The organism is Nitritalea sp. (genome assembly GCF_054166705.1).
Map to the genome: position 1 here is coordinate 1 of NZ_JBSZCV010000012.1, position 19,207 is coordinate 19,207.

The 19,207-nt window shown below is 48.0% G+C and carries 21 protein-coding genes; 12 read left to right on the forward strand and 9 right to left on the reverse strand.

Annotated features, from left to right (window positions below):
• Positions 1 to 542: 542 nt before the first annotated feature.
• The 5 genes from ACXIT9_RS08990 to ACXIT9_RS09010 are packed head-to-tail and all read left to right on the forward strand — an operon-like array spanning position 543 to position 4,871.
• Positions 543 to 1,811: a dihydroorotase gene (locus ACXIT9_RS08990; RefSeq protein ID WP_458055901.1), complete on the forward strand. Its 1,269-nt coding sequence runs from the start codon at positions 543 to 545 to the stop codon at positions 1,809 to 1,811.
• Positions 1,798 to 2,310 carry a DUF4199 domain-containing protein gene (locus tag ACXIT9_RS08995; RefSeq protein WP_458055902.1) on the forward strand — a complete coding sequence of 171 codons (513 nt, stop codon included), beginning with the start codon at positions 1,798 to 1,800 and terminating at the stop codon, positions 2,308 to 2,310. The genes ACXIT9_RS08990 and ACXIT9_RS08995 overlap by 14 nt, the downstream gene beginning before the upstream one ends.
• Position 2,311: 1 nt before the next feature.
• Entirely contained in the window at positions 2,312 to 2,866 is a 555-nt protein-coding gene (locus ACXIT9_RS09000) for a DUF4199 domain-containing protein (RefSeq protein WP_458055903.1), read from the forward strand.
• On the forward strand, positions 2,866 to 3,831 hold the full coding sequence (locus tag ACXIT9_RS09005) for a glycosyltransferase family 2 protein (protein WP_458055904.1): 966 nt from the start codon (positions 2,866 to 2,868) through the stop codon (positions 3,829 to 3,831). Before ACXIT9_RS09000 ends, ACXIT9_RS09005 begins: the two co-directional genes overlap by 1 nt.
• A complete protein-coding gene (locus ACXIT9_RS09010) occupies positions 3,828 to 4,871 on the forward strand; it encodes a glycosyltransferase (protein ID WP_458055905.1) in 1,044 nt (347 codons plus the stop codon). The genes ACXIT9_RS09005 and ACXIT9_RS09010 overlap by 4 nt, the downstream gene beginning before the upstream one ends.
• A gap of 11 nt (positions 4,872 to 4,882) precedes the next feature.
• Here the strand turns inward: ACXIT9_RS09010 and ACXIT9_RS09015 are convergent, their stop codons facing one another.
• Together ACXIT9_RS09015 and fabG are read right to left on the reverse strand one after the other, a co-directional pair.
• Positions 4,883 to 5,641, reverse strand: coding sequence for a class I SAM-dependent methyltransferase (locus ACXIT9_RS09015; RefSeq protein WP_458055906.1), 759 nt, complete (start codon positions 5,639 to 5,641; stop codon positions 4,883 to 4,885).
• A gap of 169 nt (positions 5,642 to 5,810) precedes the next feature.
• Positions 5,811 to 6,557 carry a 3-oxoacyl-[acyl-carrier-protein] reductase gene (gene fabG, locus ACXIT9_RS09020; RefSeq protein WP_458055907.1) on the reverse strand — a complete coding sequence of 249 codons (747 nt, stop codon included), beginning with the start codon at positions 6,555 to 6,557 and terminating at the stop codon, positions 5,811 to 5,813.
• Positions 6,558 to 6,850: 293 nt separating this feature from the next.
• Between fabG and lpdA the strand changes: the two genes are divergently transcribed.
• From lpdA to ACXIT9_RS09055, 7 genes are all read left to right on the forward strand, one after another.
• Complete coding sequence (gene lpdA / locus ACXIT9_RS09025; protein WP_458055908.1) at positions 6,851 to 8,251, forward strand: dihydrolipoyl dehydrogenase; 1,401 nt, start codon at positions 6,851 to 6,853, stop codon at positions 8,249 to 8,251.
• A 286-nt stretch (positions 8,252 to 8,537) separates the two neighbouring features.
• Positions 8,538 to 9,071, forward strand: a complete 534-nt coding sequence (locus ACXIT9_RS09030; protein ID WP_040670737.1) for an RNA polymerase sigma factor — start codon at positions 8,538 to 8,540, stop codon at positions 9,069 to 9,071.
• Positions 9,071 to 9,940, forward strand: a complete 870-nt coding sequence (locus tag ACXIT9_RS09035; RefSeq protein ID WP_458055909.1) for an anti-sigma factor — start codon at positions 9,071 to 9,073, stop codon at positions 9,938 to 9,940. The genes ACXIT9_RS09030 and ACXIT9_RS09035 overlap by 1 nt, the downstream gene beginning before the upstream one ends.
• A 148-nt stretch (positions 9,941 to 10,088) precedes the next feature.
• Complete coding sequence (locus tag ACXIT9_RS09040) at positions 10,089 to 10,523, forward strand: DUF2721 domain-containing protein (RefSeq protein WP_458055910.1); 435 nt, start codon at positions 10,089 to 10,091, stop codon at positions 10,521 to 10,523.
• A gap of 46 nt (positions 10,524 to 10,569) precedes the next feature.
• Complete coding sequence (locus tag ACXIT9_RS09045; protein ID WP_458055911.1) at positions 10,570 to 11,562, forward strand: glycerophosphodiester phosphodiesterase family protein; 993 nt, start codon at positions 10,570 to 10,572, stop codon at positions 11,560 to 11,562.
• 1 nt (position 11,563) lies between these two features.
• Positions 11,564 to 12,607, forward strand: a complete 1,044-nt coding sequence (locus tag ACXIT9_RS09050) for a threonine aldolase family protein (RefSeq protein ID WP_458055912.1) — start codon at positions 11,564 to 11,566, stop codon at positions 12,605 to 12,607.
• Complete coding sequence (locus tag ACXIT9_RS09055; protein WP_458055913.1) at positions 12,591 to 13,862, forward strand: replication-associated recombination protein A; 1,272 nt, start codon at positions 12,591 to 12,593, stop codon at positions 13,860 to 13,862. Before ACXIT9_RS09050 ends, ACXIT9_RS09055 begins: the two co-directional genes overlap by 17 nt.
• A 52-nt stretch (positions 13,863 to 13,914) precedes the next feature.
• Here ACXIT9_RS09055 and ACXIT9_RS09060 read toward each other — a convergent pair whose 3' ends face one another.
• The 7 genes from ACXIT9_RS09060 to ACXIT9_RS09090 all read right to left on the reverse strand — a co-directional run bounded on the left by ACXIT9_RS09060 (position 13,915) and on the right by ACXIT9_RS09090 (position 19,186).
• Positions 13,915 to 15,189 (reverse strand): hypothetical protein, encoded by a 1,275-nt coding sequence (locus ACXIT9_RS09060; protein ID WP_458055914.1) that lies wholly within the window; start codon positions 15,187 to 15,189, stop codon positions 13,915 to 13,917.
• 165 nt (positions 15,190 to 15,354) lie between these two features.
• Positions 15,355 to 16,059, reverse strand: a complete 705-nt coding sequence (locus ACXIT9_RS09065; protein WP_458055915.1) for a hypothetical protein — start codon at positions 16,057 to 16,059, stop codon at positions 15,355 to 15,357.
• Positions 16,056 to 16,730, reverse strand: coding sequence for a hypothetical protein (locus tag ACXIT9_RS09070; protein WP_458055916.1), 675 nt, complete (start codon positions 16,728 to 16,730; stop codon positions 16,056 to 16,058). The genes ACXIT9_RS09065 and ACXIT9_RS09070 overlap by 4 nt, the downstream gene beginning before the upstream one ends.
• A gap of 36 nt (positions 16,731 to 16,766) precedes the next feature.
• Positions 16,767 to 17,471: a DUF3784 domain-containing protein gene (locus ACXIT9_RS09075; protein ID WP_458055917.1), complete on the reverse strand. Its 705-nt coding sequence runs from the start codon at positions 17,469 to 17,471 to the stop codon at positions 16,767 to 16,769.
• Between the two features lie 16 nt (positions 17,472 to 17,487).
• Entirely contained in the window at positions 17,488 to 17,901 is a 414-nt protein-coding gene (locus ACXIT9_RS09080; protein ID WP_458055918.1) for an alpha/beta fold hydrolase, read from the reverse strand.
• Positions 17,898 to 18,515, reverse strand: a complete 618-nt coding sequence (locus tag ACXIT9_RS09085; protein ID WP_458055919.1) for a hypothetical protein — start codon at positions 18,513 to 18,515, stop codon at positions 17,898 to 17,900. Before ACXIT9_RS09085 ends, ACXIT9_RS09080 begins: the two co-directional genes overlap by 4 nt.
• The gene (locus ACXIT9_RS09090) at positions 18,512 to 19,186 is read right to left on the reverse strand and encodes a hypothetical protein (RefSeq protein WP_458055920.1); all 675 of its coding nucleotides are present in this window, start codon (positions 19,184 to 19,186) and stop codon (positions 18,512 to 18,514) included. Before ACXIT9_RS09090 ends, ACXIT9_RS09085 begins: the two co-directional genes overlap by 4 nt.
• Between the last annotated feature and the right edge of the window lie 21 nt (positions 19,187 to 19,207).

Below are 19,207 nucleotides of genomic sequence, written 5' to 3' on the forward strand. Positions count from 1 at the left end.
TAATGTTCGATTATGATCGTTTGGTTTCTTTTTATGGATTCGGAAATTTGGTGGATTTCTGTAGATCTGTTGATCACGGTGTGTTCGGGGATTAGGACAATCGTCGAAATGGGTAATCGTCGCAAAGGGCGGCCGTGTAGGGGCGACCCTTGCGGTCGCCCGTATTATCGGGCATATACAATTTCATATAGGGCGGCCACCTGTATTTCCGGGCATATACAATTTCATATATCGCGGTGGCCGTATTATCGGGCATATACAATTAACATAAACCATTTCATTTACCACGATCATCGAAAAATATGGGTTCGTTATTTTTTGGGATATTAATGTATATCGGGTTTTTCATGCATGTGGGTTTGGGTAATCGTCGCAAAGGGCGGGCGCCAGTGCCGCCCCCACTTGGTTTTTCCTGTTTAGAGGCTGAATAGAGCCCCAGCCAAAAGGTGGGGAGCCTACATACGCGAATGAACATGGATTTCTACATCCGAATACTTCCGTATTCGTGAATAAAATGCCATTTTTGTAAAAATATACGATCCATGACGCTGCTAATAAAAAATCTACGCATGGTGGACGCACAAAGCGTGCACAGCCCCCAAGATTATTTTTTTGACGGAAATCACCTTTTCCCCCTCCAGCAGTATCCAGATAGGGTTCCCGCAGATACTCCTATCTACGAGGCAAATGGCTGCCTGGGCTCCGAAGCATGGACCGATCTACGCACGCTGGCAGGAGATCCTGGACTAGAACAAAAAGATACCCTCGAAGATCTACTACTCCAGCTGGCTCATAGTGGCTTTAAACAGGCAGTCCTACTCCCAAATACAAAGCCGGTACTACAAACAAAAAACGATATCGCCTACGTCCAACAAAAAGCAGCTCACTCTCCAGTGACCCTAAATGTTATGGCAGCAGCGACGAAAGACTGCCTCGGCGAAGATTTTACCGAGCTCCACGACCTCGCCGCCCAAGGGGTACGCGTCTTCGGGGATGGACTCCACACCCTGCATCATCCTGACCGTCTGCTGCGTGTGCTGCAGTACATCACCAAATTTAAAGGCGTCTGCTTCGACCAAAGTATCGATCCCCTTCTGTCGCTTTATGGACATATGCACGAGGGTTTTGTCTCTACACAGCTAGGCATTAAGGGTATCCCCGCGCTAGCCGAAGAACTGGCGATCCAGCGAAATATCAAACTTTGCGGCTATGCCGCCGGACGCCTGCACTTCCAAACCGTGTCTACCGCCGCAGGAGTGCAGCTGATCCGCCAAGCCAAAGCAGATGGCCTAGCAGTTACGGCCGACTGTTCGATTTATCAACTCCTTTTTACAGATGAAGACCTCCGTGATTTCGATGCTAACTATAAGGTAATGCCGCCCTTCCGGGCAAAGGCGGACCAAGAGGCGCTACTAGAAGGCCTGCTCGATGGGACCATCGATGCGCTCGTCTCCAACCATGTGCCGCATGAAGCGGATGCCAAAGTGCTCGAATTCGATTATGCCGCGTTCGGAATGCTGGGCATACAGACCTTTGCGCCAGCACTCGGGCGCCTCGCGGAGCGACTCGGCTGGCCTCTGCTGATCGAAAAAATAACATCAGGACCGGCTAAAGTGCTCGGACAGACGCCAAGCACGCCGGACAGGCTAGATTCCCTCACAATCTGGGATCCAGAGGACACTTGGACCTTCGATGCCACCACCAATCTTTCTAAATCTAAGAATTCTCCCTACTACGGGCAAACCCTGAAGGGTGCCGTCAGGCTTTTGCTCCACAAAGGAATTATCGTAACACCAGATGTCGTATCTTAAACAAAGCCTTGTATTCGGGATCATGGGGGGGATTTTTTCCTCTATCGCCTTTTATGTGTTTTACTGGATGGATTTTGAGCCCACGAAGATGAGCCAGCTCTTCGGCTTCGTGACGCTGCCCTTTTTTATCTTAATCGCACTTATCTACACGAAGCGCTACCTAAATGGCGGATACCTCTCATTCGCGCAGGGTATGAGCATGGGCTTTCTGGTGTATATGCTCGTGGCAATGCTTAGTGCCTACTCCATCTTCTTGGCCATGAGCTTCGATCCCGACCTCTTTCAGGAGGTGAGGGAGGCAAAGATCGCCGCGCTGATTACGACGGAAGAGCAGATCGTCAACCAGCTAGGACAGGAATCCTATGACGTGACGCTGGAAAGTGTTCGTAACTTGACTCGTGCCGACCTAGCGCTGAACGAATTTATTTGGAAAGTCCTTCCGGGACTATTTTATACTATTGTAATTGCGGTTATTTTGCGTAAAAATAAACCACTTTAATATGGAAGATCTACAAACTCCTTCTCCCGCTAAGGCCGCACTTACTCCCGGTGTGGTAGGTGGTATCTTGGTCATGGCACTTTATTTCGTGTTTTATGCACTCGACCCCATTCATTTGGTAAAGCCCTACCGCGGCCTGCTGACCTTTGCCCTAGCGGTGACCCCGCTGCTGGTCTATGGCTTTAAATGGCGTAAAGAGGAAATGGGGGGCTTTGCGACCTACGGTCAAAGTCTTCAATTTGCCTTTGTCTCCTTAGCGGTCACGTCTCTATTTGGAACCTTGGCGCAGATGCTTATTTTTAACGTGATCGATCCTAAATCGGCGGAATTTGTGGCTCAGAAAACCTTGGAGACAATGGTGGACGCGTTAGAAAGCTTCGGCCGTGCCGGAGATATGTCTTCTGCCCAACTGAGTGAGCTGGAGGAGGGGACCCTGGCAGGCTTACGTCCTCTGGGCCTCATTCGTGGCTACGGTATCGGACTGTTAATCGATGGCCTTTTCGCCCTGCTCCTCGCCCTCATTTTACGAAAAAAAGATACTAGCTTAGATTTTTGATGCCTGAATCCCTGGATATTTCCATCGTCATCCCTGCTTATAACGAAGAAGAATCACTTCCGGCGCTTTGCCGCTGGATTTTCGAAGTACTTGGTGCCGAAAATCGCCGCTTTGAAGTTCTGTTCATCGATGACGGCAGCGCGGACAGCACTTGGTCCGTCATCCAGGAGCTGGCTGCGCAGCACCCGCAGGTAAAAGGCTATCGTCTCAGTCGCAACTTTGGTAAATCCGCCGCCCTGGACCTGGGCTTTAAAGTGTCTCAGGGTGCAGTGGTGATCACGATGGATGCTGATCTGCAGGATAGTCCTGAGGAAATCCCCGCCCTTCACCGCATGATCACAGAAGAGGGCTATGACTTGGTGTCCGGCTGGAAACAAAAGCGATTCGATCCGATCGGGAAAACCATTCCTTCTAAGTTCTTCAACTGGGTGACCCGTAAGCTTTCGGGCATTCCGCTACACGATTTTAACTGTGGCCTAAAAGCCTATCGCAGTAAAGTGGTGAAAAACATTCACCTCTATGGGGAAATGCACCGGTACATTCCGCTGATTGCGAAGTGGGCGGGTTTTACACACATCGGGGAAAAGGTGGTAAGCCATCAGGCGCGTCGCTTTGGTGTCAGTAAGTTCGGCCTCGAACGCTTCCTGCATGGATTTCTAGACTTGATTTCGGTTTCCTTTGTGAACCGGTATAAAAAGAAGCCGATGCACTTTTTTGGTGCATTGGGAACCGTTTCCTTTTTAAGTGGCTTTACGATCACGCTGTATCTGATCTTCCAAAAAATCATCGGCCTGTACAAGGGCCTAAAAGTGCGCGAAATCGTAGATCAGCCGCTGTTTTTCTTGGCACTCGTGGCCCTGATCGTGGGGGTACAGCTCTTCCTGACTGGCTTTATGGCCGAAATGGTGGTGTCCCAAAATGCCACCAAGCAAGAATACACTGTCGATGAAAAAGTAAATGCATGAGGCAGTCAGCGGTCTTCTTTTCGCTGATCGTCCCGGTCTATAACCGGCCGGATGAGCTGCGTGCGCTGCTGGAAAGCCTGCGCATGCAGCAGTTCCGAGATTTCGAGGTATGGGTGGTAGAAGATGGTTCCACACTGAGCGCCGAGAAGGTGGCCGAGGCTTTTGCACAGGAGTTTCCGGTCCACTACTTGCGGATTCCCAATTCCAAGCAGGGTTTCGCGCGCAATGCAGGCATGCAGCGGGCAAAGGGAAATTACCTGCTCACGGTAGACTCTGACGTACTTTTACCCGAAAATTTTTTTGTAAAACTCCAGCAGGCACTTCAAAAGGAGGATTGGGACGCCTTTGGAGGCCCTGACCGTGGTCGCGAGGACTTTAGCTTCTTCCAAAAGCTCACGGCCTTCACCATGCAGGCTACTTTCACGACGGGCGGCATTCGTGGAAAGCTTCAGGATAAAAGTAAGTATCAGCTCAGGGGATTTAACATGGGACTTAAAGCCTCTGTTTTTCATGCCTCAGGGGGCTTTCGCGATCCCAACCAAGGAGAAGACATCGAGCTTAGCATCCGCCTAAAAAAAGCAGGCTATCGGGTCGGCCTCATTCCCGAGGCTTATGTCTACCATCGCCGCCGAGAGTCCTTCTCCAGCTTCCTGCGCCAGTGCTATAGCTTCGGCATAAATCGCGTAAATGTTTCGCGCTATCACCCGGGTGCCATCCAAATCGTACACCTCTTTCCCCTCTTTTTTTTCCTTTACCTGCTCCTATTATGTGTGGGAATTCCACTTACACAGTTGTTTGCCTGGCCGATCAGCCCCCTGTTTTTTAGAATCGCAGCCCTTCCGCTGGGGCTTTGGATGCTAGCAGGCTTGGGAGAGGGGCTTTGGCGCGAGCGCCAAATGACACGGGCATGCTTAGCCCCGCTCGTGGGGGCCTGCCAACTGATCAGTTATGGAATCGGGATCGCTTATGGGCTCCTCGCGCGGCGGTTTTCTTTTCTTCCAAGTCCCTTTACGGTATCTTTTCCGGAGAAGTGGACTTGAGCAGGGATTGTTTATTTTCGGCCGATAAAAAGTATTTCTTGGGCAGGCAACCCATGGCGCTCTACGATCTCCTGCGGTAAGCGCTGCACAAAGTCATTTTCCTCCATTTTTAGTCCAGAGCGACGAAGCCTTTCCGCATAATCTTTTCCATACTTACGCACATGGTCGCGCTGTCCGAAATGCTTTTCACGCTCTTCTGGCCGGGTGATGCTGGCATCTTCGTAGGTATGCGCGATGTCGTAAACGGGCGACTGAAGCAGGGACCAACCGCCCGGCTTTAGGACACGGTGAATTTCTCGGCAGGCCTGAATGTCATCGGTTACATGCTCGAGGACATGGTTGCAGATGACGACATCGAAGCTATCGTCAGGAAAAGGGATGGCGTGAATGTCCATTTTCACCTGTGCTAGTGGGCTTTCCAGATCCCCAGTCAGGTAGTTGAGGTTCGTAAGTCCCTCAAAACGCCGGATAAAACAGTGCTCTGGAGCTACGTGTAGCACGCGCAAGGGCTCAGTAAAAAAAGAAGTTTCTTCCTGTAGGTAAAGCCACATCAGCCGGTGCCGCTCTAAGGAAAGGCAGTGTGGGCAGAGCGCATTTTCACGTGCTTTTCTTCCGTAGGGTAGGAACTTACGGTAGTTACTCCCGCAGATGGTGCAGACCACAGCATGCCCGTAGTAGCCTATCGAGAGAATTTTAGTACCGATCCCCGCCACACGCTGTAAAAAAGGGCGTGGAATGTAGCGGATTAAAAAGCTGATGAGCGTTTTCATGAGGAGTAGAGTGATCGTATGCTGGGGCTTGCCTGCGGCAAAGTGAACTTTGGCACAAGCCCTTAAGGCCCATAAATGAGGGAAGGATAATGCCGCCACCTTCTGCGCAGCGCTTAAGCTGTCCGGCTAGTAGGAGCCCAGCAGAGGGTGGCGGCGTGTTTCAAGGCGCTTAGGTAAGCATACCGCCGTCCACTTGCAGCACTTGTCCTGAAATGTAGGAGCTGCGGTCAGAGCCGAGGAAAATGCAGGCTTCTGCCACTTCTTCGGGTCTTCCCCCACGCTTCATCGGGATGCCATCACGCCAGCCCTGAACGGTTTTTTCATCCAAGACAGCCGTCATCTCGGTTTCGATAAAGCCCGGCGCTACGGCATTACAACGGATATTTCGGGAGCCTAATTCGAGGGCTACAGATTTGGTAAAGCCGATGATGCCTGCTTTGGAAGCGGCATAGTTCGCCTGTCCGGCATTTCCTTTCACACCCACTACAGAGGTGATGTTAATGATGGACCCTTTTTTCGCCTTCATCATGGTGCGCGTAGCAGCCTTCACGGTGTTAAAGCAAGATTTTAAGTTGACGGTCATCACCTCATCCCAAGCTTCGGGCGTCATGCGCATCAGGAGATTATCTCGCGTGATACCGGCATTATTAATCAGGATATCGAGTCCTCCGAAGGTCGCGACGACGTCGTCAATCAGCTGGGTAGCTGCTTGGAAGTCGGCTGCATCGGATCGGAAACCTTTGGCTTCCACACCGAAAGCGCGGAGCTCAGCTTCTAGTGCTTCTCCTTTCTCCACGCTGGAGAGGTAGGTGAAGGCCACGTGAGCGCCTTCTTCGGCGTATTTTAATGCGATCGCACGTCCGATTCCTTTTGAAGCCCCTGTGATCAGGGCGATTTTTCCACTTAAAAGTCCCATAAATTTTACGTAATAGGTGTAAGGGTCAAAATTAAGCATTTTCCTGTAAATGAATTCGTCTCCTGAGGACTGTTTTCGCTATTTTCAAGGTGGAAAGCAGTAGGATCCATCGATTATTTTGTTTTCGAGGGAGTTTATTATAGATTTGGGTGAAAAAATGTGTAATCGCTTATAATTTAAAATATCCTTACGATTCAGCGCTTTGCGCTATGCGCGAAAAAGGAGATTCTGTTTTTTTCTCAGCCTAAAAACCTTATTTTTGCATACCTGAGAAATTTATAAACCTTAAAGATATGTCTTCAACAAAGTACGATGTAATAGTAGTGGGTTCTGGTCCCGGCGGTTATGTGGCGGCGATCCGTGCTTCCCAGCTGGGCTTAAAAACTGCGGTGGTAGAAGCCGCTGAACTGGGAGGGATTTGCTTGAACTGGGGTTGTATTCCGACGAAAGCACTGATTAAAAGTGCACAAGTTTTTGAATACATCAACCATGCGAAGGACTATGGTATTAAGGTGCAGGATGCGGAGGTGGACTTTACGGCCATGGTGAAGCGTAGCCGCGATGTAGCAGGAGGCATGTCGAAGGGTATTCAGTTTTTGTTTAAGAAAAACAAGATCGACCAGCTCATCGGCTGGGGTCGGGTGAAGCCGGGTAAAAAAGTATCGGTGACAGCTGAAGATGGTGCGGAGACTGTGTACAGTGCGGAGCATATCATTATCGCTACCGGTGGACGCGCGCGCGAGCTGCCTGCCTTAAAGATTGATAATGAAAAAATTATCGGGTACCGAAAAGCCATGGTGCTGGAAGATAAGCCCAAGAAACTAGTTGTCGTAGGCTCTGGGGCTATCGGCGTGGAGTTTGCGTATGTCTATAATGCGATCGGTACTGAGGTGACGATCGTGGAGTTCATGGATCGCATCGTGCCGAATGAAGATGTGGAAGTTTCGAAGGCCCTGGAGAAAATCTATAAGAAGAACGGTGTCAAGATCATGACCAGCACGGAAGTAACAGGAGTGGATACCTCGGGTGAAGGCTGTAAGGTGACCGTTAAAGATAAAAAAGGCAATGAGAGCGTCATCGAATGCGATAAGGTGCTGTCTGCTGTCGGCGTGGTGTCAAATGTAGAAGATATCGGCTTAGAAGATGTGGGGATTTTAGTGGAAAAAGGGAAAATCCAGGTGGATGAGTACTATAAAACCAATATGCCAGGATACTACGCGATCGGGGATGTGACGCCAGGTCCTGCTCTCGCGCATGTGGCTTCTGCAGAGGGGATCATCTGCGTAGAAAAGATCGCAGGCCACCATCCAGAGGCCCTAGATTACAATAATATCCCAGGCTGCACCTACTGCATCCCCGAAATTTCTTCCGTAGGCTACACAGAAGCACAAGCGAAAGAGGCTGGATATGAGTTGAAGGTCGGTAAATTTCCGTTTTCTGCCTCGGGTAAAGCCTCTGCGGCTGGCGCCAAAGATGGTTTTGTGAAGCTGATCTTTGATGCGAAGTATGGAGAACTACTGGGTGCTCATATGATCGGAGCAAATGTTACGGAGATGATCGCTGAGATCGTGGCGATCCGTAAGCTGGAGACCACAGGTATGGAGCTGATTAAGACGGTTCATCCACATCCGACCATGTCTGAAGCGGTCATGGAGGCAGCAGCAGCGGCTTACGATGAAGTAATTCACCTCTAATGGCTTAGATTGCCTAAGGGCTTAACGTTACGTATTTTCTTCACGCATAAAAGGCCCATCGTGGCCTTTTATGCGTTATGGAGATGCTGTCCTGCAAGCTATTTTAGGACTTATGTGTAAATAGCTTGATTATCTCCTTATTAATGCGGAACTTTCATCTCGAAAAGTGGGGTGATAACTTTACTTTTACTACAAACATTTTTCCTTTTTCTTGCGTTTCCACTCCGTTGTTATGCAAGAAGTAGGAGAGATCAGCAACGTATTAGAACCAACCAAATTGAATCTTTTGGAAGAGGATCAGTTAATATCAGGACTTAGGGCGCAAGACCGCAAGACGATAGAATACTTGTATGACAAGTATTCGGCCGCCCTATTTGCTGTCATATCACGAATAATTACAGATAAAGATATCGCGGAAGAGGTCTTCCACGATGCTTTTATTAAAATCACCCGTAAGATAGACAGCTACAGCGAAGAAAAAGGAAGACTTTACACCTGGATGGCGAACATATGCAGGAATGCAGCGATCGATAAAACACGGAGTAAAGAATTTTCGAAAAGCAGTAAGACCAATACCATCGATGAGTACGTATATGGTATTGAAAGTGAATCGGGTACTCAGGAAATTGTGGACGGGATCGGCGTACGAGACCTGTTGCATCGACTGAATGAAGAGCAAAAGTTCGTCATTGATTGTATTTATTTCAAAGGGTATACGCATTCTGAAATAGCTGAAGAATTCGATATCCCCTTAGGTACGGTCAAATCACGTATCCGATCCGCTGTTAGTGTATTAAAAAAGAACTTAGAAAGAATTTAGTGGACATCCAAGCCTACATATCGTCAGGGAAGCTTGAGCTCTACGTGTTAGGAGAGCTCAGTGAGCGGGAAAGAGAGGAAGTGGTTCGCTTAGCGAAACTTTATCCCGAAATTAGAGAAGAGCTGGTACAGATAGAACTTGCGATGGAGGCCTTTGATCAAAAAGCTGCCGTCAAACCGAGTTTGTCTGTGAAAAACAAGATTTTCGATTCCTTAGATGCGATCGAAAAAGAAGAAGCACCAAAATCAAAAGAGGGTAAAAATGAGATACCTCTTACAGTAGAATCACCTCAGCAGGATTCTGCTACGAAGGAAACTCCTGTGGTGAGTATGAAGCCATGGAAGGCTTATGCGGCCGCAGCCTCCTTAATAGCAGTCGTGGCTTCTGTATTCGCGATTTACTTCGCTACACAATATTACGACGTAGAAAACCGCTTCACGGCACTCCTTCAGGAGCAAAGTGTTCTAGCGGAATCCGCCGAGCAGTATAAAGTGAATTTCGAGGAAACCAGTACGCAGCTGGAAACGCTGCTTGCCGGTAACTTCTCTCGCATTCCGATGAAAGGTGAACCTTTTGAAATACAAAAAGAGGCACAGGTAGATGTTTGGTGGGATGCGGAGCGTGAGCAAGTCTTTATCTCCGTCAATCAACTCGCAGCATTGGACGCTGAGCAAGATTACCAACTATGGGCAATCGGCGATGAAGGACCTGTGGGGATCGGCCTAGTTAATGCCGAGCAAAAGTTTAGCCTGCAGCAGATGAATGCCGTAGCGCAAGCAGGGGCCTTCGCCATCACCATCGAACCGAAAGGAGGGAGCGCATCTCCTACCTTAGAAAACTTGGTGGTCATCGGTCAACTGTCAGCGTAAAAAATATCTTTGAAACACAAAAACCCGAGCGATCGGGTTTTTGTGTTTCTAGCTATTGCTTCCTTTTTACCCTTCGCTTTATCCGTTCGCTGTGCATTTACTAGCGAAGCCCGCCTGTTCTTATGTGAATTCTAGCTACATTGGAGCTATGGAACTACAACTGTCTACACCTGCTTTACTTTTTTCGGCCATTACGCTGATGATGCTGGCGTTTACGAATCGTTTTTTAGCGATCGCCAGCCTCATTCGGGGGCTACATAAAAAATACCTCGAGAATCCGGAAGAAAACCTACTCATCGACCAGATCCAAAACCTAAAGCGCAGGCTTTCACTCATTAAGTGGATGCAGGTTTGTGGCATGGTGAGCTTTTTACTCTGTGTACTTTGCATGTTTTTTATCTACATCCAAGCGGAACTTGCCGCTGCCACCATTTTTATTATGAGTATGTTCACACTCTTGGTATCTTTGGGCATCTCCTTAGTAGAGGTGCTGATCAGTACGAAGGCCCTCAACCTGGAGATTCAGGACATGGAAGAGGCCTTTAACCGACGCAGTGGAGGTGGCTTCTGGTTTAAAAAATAATGTATGCGTTTCTTTTGGCCGGAAGGCCAAAGCAAATTTATCCCATATGAAAAAAATCAATGAGATGCGAGGTGGCATGTACTTCATGCTGCTGGCCGTTTTTCTTCTTCAGAGCTGTTCCTCAGAGCGTTCTGCTGATTCAGCATCGGCAGAAGGGCTGCTTACTGAGATAGATTCCGCAACTGAAAATCGGATTCAACTGGCTGACTTTCAGGAGACGCTGGTGTTTTATCAGCGTACGATGGACCGGCTTCCACTCGTTTCTGCCCATCGTGGCGGGCCCGCACCCGGCTTTCCCGAAAATGCGATCGAAACCTTTCAGCACACCATCGAACAGGTGCCTGCCATCATCGAATTTGATGTTGTGATGAGCGTTGACAGCGTGTTGATGCTAATGCATGACCGGACAGTGGATCGTACGACGAATGGCAGTGGGGCTGTGGCGGAAATGACTTTTGAGCAACTGCGGGCACTTCGCTTAGTAGACGCTGCAGGTAAGGAGACTGACTTTCAGATTCCGACCTTCGAGGAGGCCTTAAGGTGGGCGCGCGGCAAGGCCCTTTTAACCGTGGATGTGAAGCGGGGAGTGCCTTTTTCCCGTGTCGTGGCTGCCATTCAGGATGCAGGGGCTAATCCCTATGCTGCCGTCATTACCTATTCTGCCGCTGATGCGCAGGAGGTACATGCCCTAGATGCAGACTTAATGCTATCGGTGACCATTCGAAATGAGGAGGAGTTAGCACGTATGCAAGCTACGGGCATTCCGGTGGATCGCTGGATCGCCTTTACGGGTACCCGTGCACAGGAACCCGAGCACTACGCCATGCTGCATGCTTTAGGGGTGTACACCATAGCGGGAACCATGGGGAATTTAGATCGCCGTGCAGAGGCGCGAGGAGACCAGATTTACCAAGAGCTGGTACATGCGGGGGGAGATATCATCGCTACCGATCGACCTGCGGCAGCGGGAAAAGCCATACAGGAACTTTGGCAAGAGGGCTCCAGTAAGGCCCGGTTTATTCAATTAAAAAAGAATTAACATGCGCATAGACTTACGCAGTGACACGCTAACGCAACCTACAGCAGGCATGAAGCAGGCCATGTGGGAGGCACCCTTAGGGGATGATGTGTTCGGAGAGGATCCGACCGTCCGGGCCCTGGAAGAGACGCTTGCCAAGCGCTTTGGCATGGAGGCGGGCTTGTTTTGTCCCTCTGGGACCATGACGAACCAAATCGCGATCCGCTTGCATGCCGGTTTCCAAAAGGAGGTAATTTGTCATCAGGATAGCCATATTTATCTGTACGAAGGAGGCGGGATCATGGCGAACGCTCATAGTTCCGTACGTTTACTGCCGGGTGCCTTCGGCAAAATTACTGCGGAGCAGGTGGAGGCGGCTATTAATCCAGATGATGTCCATGCGCCAGAGACGAGCCTGGTAGCGGTAGAAAACACGATGAATAAAGGGGGAGGTGCCGTATATACCTTGGCCGAGGTGGAGCCTATTCGTGCCCTATGTGCCGCGAAGGGTTTGGCCTTTCACCTCGATGGCGCTCGCTTATTTAACGCTTTAGTGGTTTCTGGAGAGGCTGAACATGCCTGGGGGACTGCATTTGACACCATTTCTATTTGCCTGAGCAAGGGGCTGGGCTGTCCTGTGGGCTCTGTTCTCCTCGGGGATGGGGCGACTATTCATCGGGCGCGCAGGGTGCGCAAAGTGTTCGGTGGTGGCATGCGCCAAGCAGGCATGCTTGCAGCGGCAGGATTGTATGCACTGGAGCACCATGTGGAGCGCCTGGCAGAAGATCATGCCCGTGCGCGGGCTATTGGGAAGCTGTTTCAGGAGTATCCGGCTGTGGAGGCGGTGCTGCCTGTAGCGACAAATATCGTAATCGCCCGCTTAGCGAATCGTAAGCCAGAGGATTTTTTGCGGCAGTTGGCGGCTCATGGTGTCTATGGGGTTAAATTCGGTGCGCAGCAAGTGCGTTTTGTGACTCATCTTGATATTCAGGATGCGCACGTGGAGCAGTTGGCGCGTGTGCTGAAGCAACTGGCAGAGGAGGAGCAAGATGTACGCGAATCCTGATGCCCCATTGGCGGAACGCCTACGCCCTAGCCGCCTGGAGGAAATTATCGGGCAGGAGCATCTCACGGGGCCGGAGGCTTTTCTGCATCGAGCGATTCGCAGTGCGCAAGTGCCTTCGCTACTGCTCTGGGGGCCTCCTGGTGTAGGGAAAACCACGCTGGCGAATGTAATTGCGAATGAGGTGAAGCTGCCTTTCTATACGCTTAGCGCGATCAGCTCGGGGGTGAAAGATATCCGCGAGGTAATCGCCAAGGCCAAGTTCCAGCAAGGGGTTATTCTGTTCATCGATGAGATCCATCGTTTTAACAAGGGGCAGCAGGATGCGCTGTTGGCGGCCGTAGAAAAGGGCCAGGTTCGTTTAATCGGTGCCACTACAGAGAACCCTTCTTTCCAGGTAAATGCCGCTTTGCTGTCGCGCTGCCAGGTGCTGACACTGAAGGCTTTGGGACCGAAGGACCTGGAAAAAATGCTGCTACAGGCCCTAGAGCGGGATCCGTATCTTCGCTCCCGAAAGGTGCAGCTGGAAGAGACGGAGGCACTTTTTCGGCTATCGGGCGGGGATGGGCGAAAGCTGCTCAACCTCTTCGAGCTGGTGGTGCAGGCCAGCACGGAAACCCCTTGTCTGTTGAAAAATGAGCGTGTCATGGAGGTGGCTCAGCGCCATGTCAGCTTGTATGACAAAGATGGTGAGCAGCATTACGATATTATTTCAGCGTTTATCAAGTCGATTCGGGGTTCGGACCCGAATGCGGCACTTTACTGGCTGGCCCGCATGATAGAGGGTGGTGAAGAAGTGACCTTTATAGCGCGGCGATTGGTTATTTTGGCTTCGGAGGACATCGGAAATGCGAATCCAAATGCGCTGCTGCTGGCCATGTCTTGTATGGACGCTGTCCGTGTCATCGGCTTTCCGGAGGCTCGGATTCCGCTGGCGCAGTGCGTGACCTACTTGGCGAGCTCGCCAAAGAGTAATGCGGCGTATGTGGGCATTAATCAGGCCCAGCAGCTGGTGCGGGAGACGGGGGATTTACCTGTGCCGCTCCACTTGCGCAATGCGCCGACCCACCTGATGAAAGAGTTAAACTATGGGGCTGGCTATCGCTATGCCCATGATTTTCCGGGAAATTTTGCCGAGCAGGAGTTTTTGCCGGAGGCCCTATCGGGCAAAACCCTCTATACCCCCGGCGAAAATCCCCGTGAACAGGAGCTGCGCCGCTTTTTAGCTGCCCGCTGGAAGGGTAAATATGGCTATTAGTCTGGCCAAAGCGGTTCCAAGGCGGCTTTTGAAGCAGGGCTCGCTTGCCTTACTAGTAGTAGCGCAGTTCTTCTGTGCGCTCGATCTGCCAGGCGAGATCGGGTAAATTGATGCTATTCCGAATGCCCTGATCACGGAGTGCTTTTTTCTGGCTGAGTTGCTGGCGTATGGCAGAATAGCGCTGTTCTGGGCTCTCTTCCAATCCATTGATTTTTCGGGCCTGGATGATTTTATTGGCGTGCGCCAAAGCCAGCGCATCCAGCAGTTCCCTGTGGTAGCGGTCATTTGCTTCCATGTAGGCTTCATAGGAAACGATAAAGCGCTTGCCGAGGTCCACCAAATTACTGGCCTGGGCATGAAATGCTTTTAGTCCTTCCTCACGCTGCAGGAGAGAGGCATAGTTGACCCGTCCGTCCGGGAGTCGGTACTTGTTTTCCAAAGCCAGGAAGTGGGCGTCCAGGCGATCGGGCTTAAAGGAAAGCATGCTGCGGTTCAGGTAGTCGTCGATGTTTTCGGAGGGTTCTCTTTTGGGGAGGGGCATGCCGAGTTTCTGGCTATCCTGCTGGAGGCGGAGGCTAAGTTCAGTTTGAATTTTTTCTACCTGGTCGATTCTGGCGCTCTGGGAGGAAGCATGGCTCGCATTCGCGCGGTCTAGTGCCGAGAAGTAGTGTAGGTAGCGCATCAGGTCCGTTTCCAGTTGCTGCAGTTTGTTGAAGTCCGGTTTTTTTTCGGTCATCATGGAGGTGTAGGCCACGTTTAGCAGTGCGTTAGAGGCGGCCACTGCTTGGGAGACGAAGGGGAGTGCTGCGGTGATGGGGCTTTGGATCAGGGAGCTCCCGACGGCGAGGAAGCGGTCGATTTTTGCTTTAGACTCGAAGACACCATGTTGTTTAATCGTGTTCATCAGGACCTCTTCGAAGGAAAAACCTAGGGGGCTGGCCTCCATGCTTCCGAGTGAGAGGATAAAGCTTTGGTACTCTTGGTCGGTGAGTCTTGACTTGAGGTGGATCGTCTGTTCGCTTAGTTTGCGGTAGAGGGCTACTTCCTGCTTGATCCCTGATTTCAAGAGGGCATAGCGGGTTTCATCGGAGACATTTTTATCTCGGATGAGTTCTTGGAGGCTTTTGCTGGTAAGGTCGAGGTTTTGGTGTAGGGTTTCATTTTCTCGCTGCAGGAGTTCGAGTTGGCCGCTGAGTTTGCGTATTTCGAGCAGCATATCGGTTCGATTTTCCTGTCGATTTTCTTGTTGGAGTTCCTGCTGAGCGAAAGCGGCAGTAATGGGGCTCAAGCTGGTGATGAGCAGAAGGGTACGTACAGCGCGGTGCATAGTGAAAAGGGTTAAATTCTGATTGGGCGCTGAACAAAAAGTGGGCGAGATTTTTTGTTTTTTGGCCGTAGGCCAAAATATTTTTAGGATCAGTATTTAATTTTTTAAAAGTTTTCCATTAGGAGATGCTCTCCTTAAAAAGCGAGATGGAAAAAAAATTACATTTTAGGATTCCTTCCCCACCTCTCCATACAACTTTACCAACTTTTCTGTTTCCGCGATATTTCTGTTGAGAACCTTGGGCAGAAAGAAGAAGCTAAGAAACAAAAAGGCCATAATGGCTATGATCAAACCGAAAAACACCTGTGTAAAGATGGAGTCGAACAGGTTTTCAGGATTGGTGAGGAAGATACGTCCCTGTAGGCAGATTTGTAGTCCTAGGTTGAAGTACACGAAAAGTACGTTTTGAGCTGTATACGATGCGTATTGCTTGTACTTAGCATGCTGTTTTCGGTAGTTGAAAAACATCCCGACCATCGGTATAAGCAAGGCGGCAATCATGATGAAATACCATGTTTTGAGATCAGGAACCAATAAGGAGGCTTGATACATGGCCAACCCAATCCCTAGTGGAATGAAAATTTTAACGCCGCTAAAAACAGTTTTGATTTCCTCCCAATAATATCTTCGAAACCGTCTTTCTATCATTTTTAGGTAAGACTCTTCCAAATCTGAAAACCCGAAAATCCCAAAGGAGGCATGTACCTTGGCAAAGGCAGCTTCCAAGGATAGTTTGGGGTCAAGTGCCATCAGTTCTTCTATCTTGCAGGCCACATGGTCTAAAATCTCGTATTGTACATCGATGTATGGGTAACCCTTGCGGGAAATCATCTTTTTGAGTTGTTCGATTTGGTCTTTGGATAGTTTCATAGCTTGATCAATTTAAACGTTTTTAGATTGATAGACTGATAGATTGTCAGTGACATGGCAATCAAAAGCGATCCCGCAATCAGGAAAACTATAGGAGCAAATTGCTCATACGAGGAATTATTGAGCAGTTTGGGGATCAATTGGGCAAATAAGTTGATCAGATTAAAAGCAAAAACAAATGAGAAAAAGATAGTTGTTTGAAGCACTTTTTTCGGTTGGTGTTTCGAGGGGTCTAAGGAGTAATTAAATCCAATGTCTTTTCTGTGATGATAAATGATCGCTACCAATAGCGTTCCTATACTAATTAATGAAATTGTATAAAAGTACTCTGGTCCTGCATACAAAAAAGCCAGATAGCCTACTATGGAAACGAGGAGGATTGCGATTACTTTAAGCCAGCCTAATTTCCAAAGCTGTAAACTGGATAGCACTACCTTTGTAAATTCCTTCCAAGCCATTTTTTGAAGATCCTTTTCCATTCCCTTGATAATTGACCAAGAAAAAGTATCGTCCAGTTCTTCTTTCTTCTTCAAAAAATTCTCTGCTGATTCCTGCTCTAAAGCCGAGATATAATGATCTAACAACTCATCGTAGATTTCTTGATACGCAATCAAGCAACGATCGAGTCGTGCTTTGATCAGCTGGATTTCGGTTTCATTAAGTGCTCTCATGGGGTTCAGATTGGCGTTATTTACAAGTACAACACGTTAAATTTTAGCTTGTATTTCCCTGTAGATTTGATCTGTTTTCGTTTTGTTTTTATAGTTGACGATCATCGTTTCTCCGGACTTGGTGGTGATCACCAGGTAGGGGCCTGATGAAGCATGTACCAGCAAGTGTGCTTTGCCAATAGCTTCTATACGGAAGGCTCCTTTTTTGATTTGGCCGACACCTAATCCGTTGGTACGTGAAAGTATTTTTGGGATCCGATCGGTTAAGGCGATGGAGTCGATCTCTGAAAATTTTAATTCGGTGCCATAGGCTCCGGAAAAGGTCACCGATTCCTGCTTGATCTCATGTTGGGATGGAAGGATGCCATAGATAACGCTTATCAAGGCGCCCATTAGAACGAGAGCGGTAAATAGTACTTTAAACTTAGAATTGACAAACTTCTCTGGGTTATGATCAAATTGCCTTCCTTTGACAACCATAACAATTGCTCCTGCTACAATCACCAAGGGAGCGAAATAGTCCGATAAAGTCGGTTGATTTACTGCTTTCAAAAGCATATGGCCCATCACCACCAAAAAGCCCATAGCCAAGAAAGTATTTCTCATGAAGGTCGACAAACCTTCTATATCTATATTTTCCTGTTGCCGCTGGGACATGGTGTTATAACCCGAAATTAATTTTGGGAAGGCCTTCACCAAAAAACCGAAGCTGATTAATGTTATTCCAATTAGCGTAAGCATGTGGGAAATATTTAGTTCATTTGCTATAAATATGTTCGATAATTGACTTTATTAACTCTTCTGAGTTAGGTAAATCAGGGTTGTTATAAGAAGCAGCATTTTTCTGAGGATCCTCATCTATTATTTTCAAAACATGATTTATATCTTCAATGAAAACTAAAGTCGACTTTGGTTGTGCTTTGGCTAGAGTTATTGCTTCATCTACCGTAACTTGTAAGTCATTGGTTCCTTGAATAATTAAAGTTGGAATGGAAAGAGATCCTTTGATGTCTTGTGGGTTATATTTAAACCAAGAACCGAGGTACGTCTGAATGCTTGGTTTGAATAGGGAATAAAGCATAGGTTTAACGTCTTCCACCATATCGCCATCCTTCCACTTATCAATTATGGGAAAAGTAAGGTATTGATTTTCTTTTGGGGAAATTTTCATACAGTCTTCAATTTTTGAATTTCACGGATTGTCATCGTAAATCCAATGATAAATAGAAAAGAAATACAAAATGTATTTAACCTCAAAATGGTAGGAGGGGTACACCCTAGATTGAGAAGCAAATCATAATTTGTTACCGGCAACATTAAGGAGAAAACCAACCAAGAAGAGTTCCAAGAGGCGACTATAGTTGAGTTTTGTATCAGTTTCTTTTTGAAAGTCAATGCAATCAAAAAGCTGATGAGGACCATGAAGGAGATTTTCATCCATTTGATGGTAAAAGGGATTTCAAGGCCAGTACCGTTCACCACTAATATGATCAAAGCAGCTAGCAAGAGAGACTTGATCAAAATCATCGGTTCAAAGAACGATTTGAAAATTGACTTCATTTTTGACAAATGGGTAGCCATGAGTACATTCATTTGGAATTTTTCAGGATTTACCTTTTGGCGGGCTTGATAAAATGCCGTGTCAAAATCCAATCCTTTCTTCATCAATTGCTCCGTCTCTGAGGCAATATGGTCTAACAATTCATTCTGAATGTCCCAATAGTATATTTTAGCTTTTGAAAGCTCTTTGTTGATGATATCAATTTGGCCCTGGTTCAATTTCATGGTTTTATCAGTTTTAAGGTTTTGAGATTGGTAGCATTGAAAGTCACCCAACAGAAAGCGAGTAATAGAATGCTACATGAGACCAAGAAGTAAGGGGTCAAATAAGCATAGGGGGTATTTTTAAGTAATATTGGTATCAATTGAGCGAATAAATTGGTGATCCCAAAGATGAATACATGAGAGCCGAAAAACTGATTGGCTAAGACGTATCTAGGTTTATGCTCGCTTGGGGCTAAAGACCAGCTAAATCCATATTTGCTTTTATTATAATAGATAGAAAAGCCTACCAAAGAAAACAGTATCAAAACAGAAGCGATGTAAGTCCCTTCCGGTCCTGAAAACTGAAATACTGGAATAGCTAGTAAACCTACAAGTAGGAGGATGACAAGTTTTTTCCAGCCCAAGGTCCAGATTTGATAGCTTGATCGAGCGGTTCGTAAAAACTCCTTCCAAGCAGATTTTTCCAATTCTTTTTCCATCACCTTGATAACTGACCAAGAAAAAGTATCGTCTAGTTCTTCTTTCTTTTGTAAAAATCCCTCAGACGGGACTTGTTCTAAAGCCGAGATATAATGATCTAACAACTCATCGTAGATTTCTTGATATGCAATCAAACAACGATCGAGCCTTGTTCGGATGGTTTGAATTTCGGTTTCTGTAAGCGCTCTCATGAGGATTCAGATTGCCGTTTT

Bases quoted from the DNA above. Each gene is read 5' to 3' on its own strand.
- ACXIT9_RS09005 (WP_458055904.1), top strand. From the start codon at position 2,866: ATGCCTGAATCCCTGGATATTTCCATCGTCATCCCTGCTTATAACGAA.
- ACXIT9_RS09040 (WP_458055910.1), top strand. From the start codon at position 10,089: ATGGAACTACAACTGTCTACACCTGCTTTACTTTTTTCGGCCATTACG.
- ACXIT9_RS09045 (WP_458055911.1), top strand. From the start codon at position 10,570: ATGAAAAAAATCAATGAGATGCGAGGTGGCATGTACTTCATGCTGCTG.
- ACXIT9_RS09085 (WP_458055919.1), bottom strand. From the start codon at position 18,515: ATGAAATTGAACCAGGGCCAAATTGATATCATCAACAAAGAGCTTTCA.
- lpdA (WP_458055908.1), top strand. From the start codon at position 6,851: ATGTCTTCAACAAAGTACGATGTAATAGTAGTGGGTTCTGGTCCCGGC.
- ACXIT9_RS09010 (WP_458055905.1), top strand. From the start codon at position 3,828: ATGAGGCAGTCAGCGGTCTTCTTTTCGCTGATCGTCCCGGTCTATAAC.
- ACXIT9_RS09000 (WP_458055903.1), top strand. From the start codon at position 2,312: ATGGAAGATCTACAAACTCCTTCTCCCGCTAAGGCCGCACTTACTCCC.
- ACXIT9_RS09080 (WP_458055918.1), bottom strand. From the start codon at position 17,901: ATGAAAATTTCCCCAAAAGAAAATCAATACCTTACTTTTCCCATAATT.
- ACXIT9_RS09070 (WP_458055916.1), bottom strand. From the start codon at position 16,730: ATGAGAGCACTTAATGAAACCGAAATCCAGCTGATCAAAGCACGACTC.
- ACXIT9_RS08990 (WP_458055901.1), top strand. From the start codon at position 543: ATGACGCTGCTAATAAAAAATCTACGCATGGTGGACGCACAAAGCGTG.
- ACXIT9_RS09050 (WP_458055912.1), top strand. From the start codon at position 11,564: ATGCGCATAGACTTACGCAGTGACACGCTAACGCAACCTACAGCAGGC.
- ACXIT9_RS09075 (WP_458055917.1), bottom strand. From the start codon at position 17,471: ATGCTTACGCTAATTGGAATAACATTAATCAGCTTCGGTTTTTTGGTG.
- fabG (WP_458055907.1), bottom strand. From the start codon at position 6,557: ATGGGACTTTTAAGTGGAAAAATCGCCCTGATCACAGGGGCTTCAAAA.
- ACXIT9_RS09055 (WP_458055913.1), top strand. From the start codon at position 12,591: ATGTACGCGAATCCTGATGCCCCATTGGCGGAACGCCTACGCCCTAGC.
- ACXIT9_RS09015 (WP_458055906.1), bottom strand. From the start codon at position 5,641: ATGAAAACGCTCATCAGCTTTTTAATCCGCTACATTCCACGCCCTTTT.
- ACXIT9_RS08995 (WP_458055902.1), top strand. From the start codon at position 1,798: ATGTCGTATCTTAAACAAAGCCTTGTATTCGGGATCATGGGGGGGATT.
- ACXIT9_RS09060 (WP_458055914.1), bottom strand. From the start codon at position 15,189: ATGCACCGCGCTGTACGTACCCTTCTGCTCATCACCAGCTTGAGCCCC.
- ACXIT9_RS09065 (WP_458055915.1), bottom strand. From the start codon at position 16,059: ATGAAACTATCCAAAGACCAAATCGAACAACTCAAAAAGATGATTTCC.
- ACXIT9_RS09090 (WP_458055920.1), bottom strand. From the start codon at position 19,186: ATGAGAGCGCTTACAGAAACCGAAATTCAAACCATCCGAACAAGGCTC.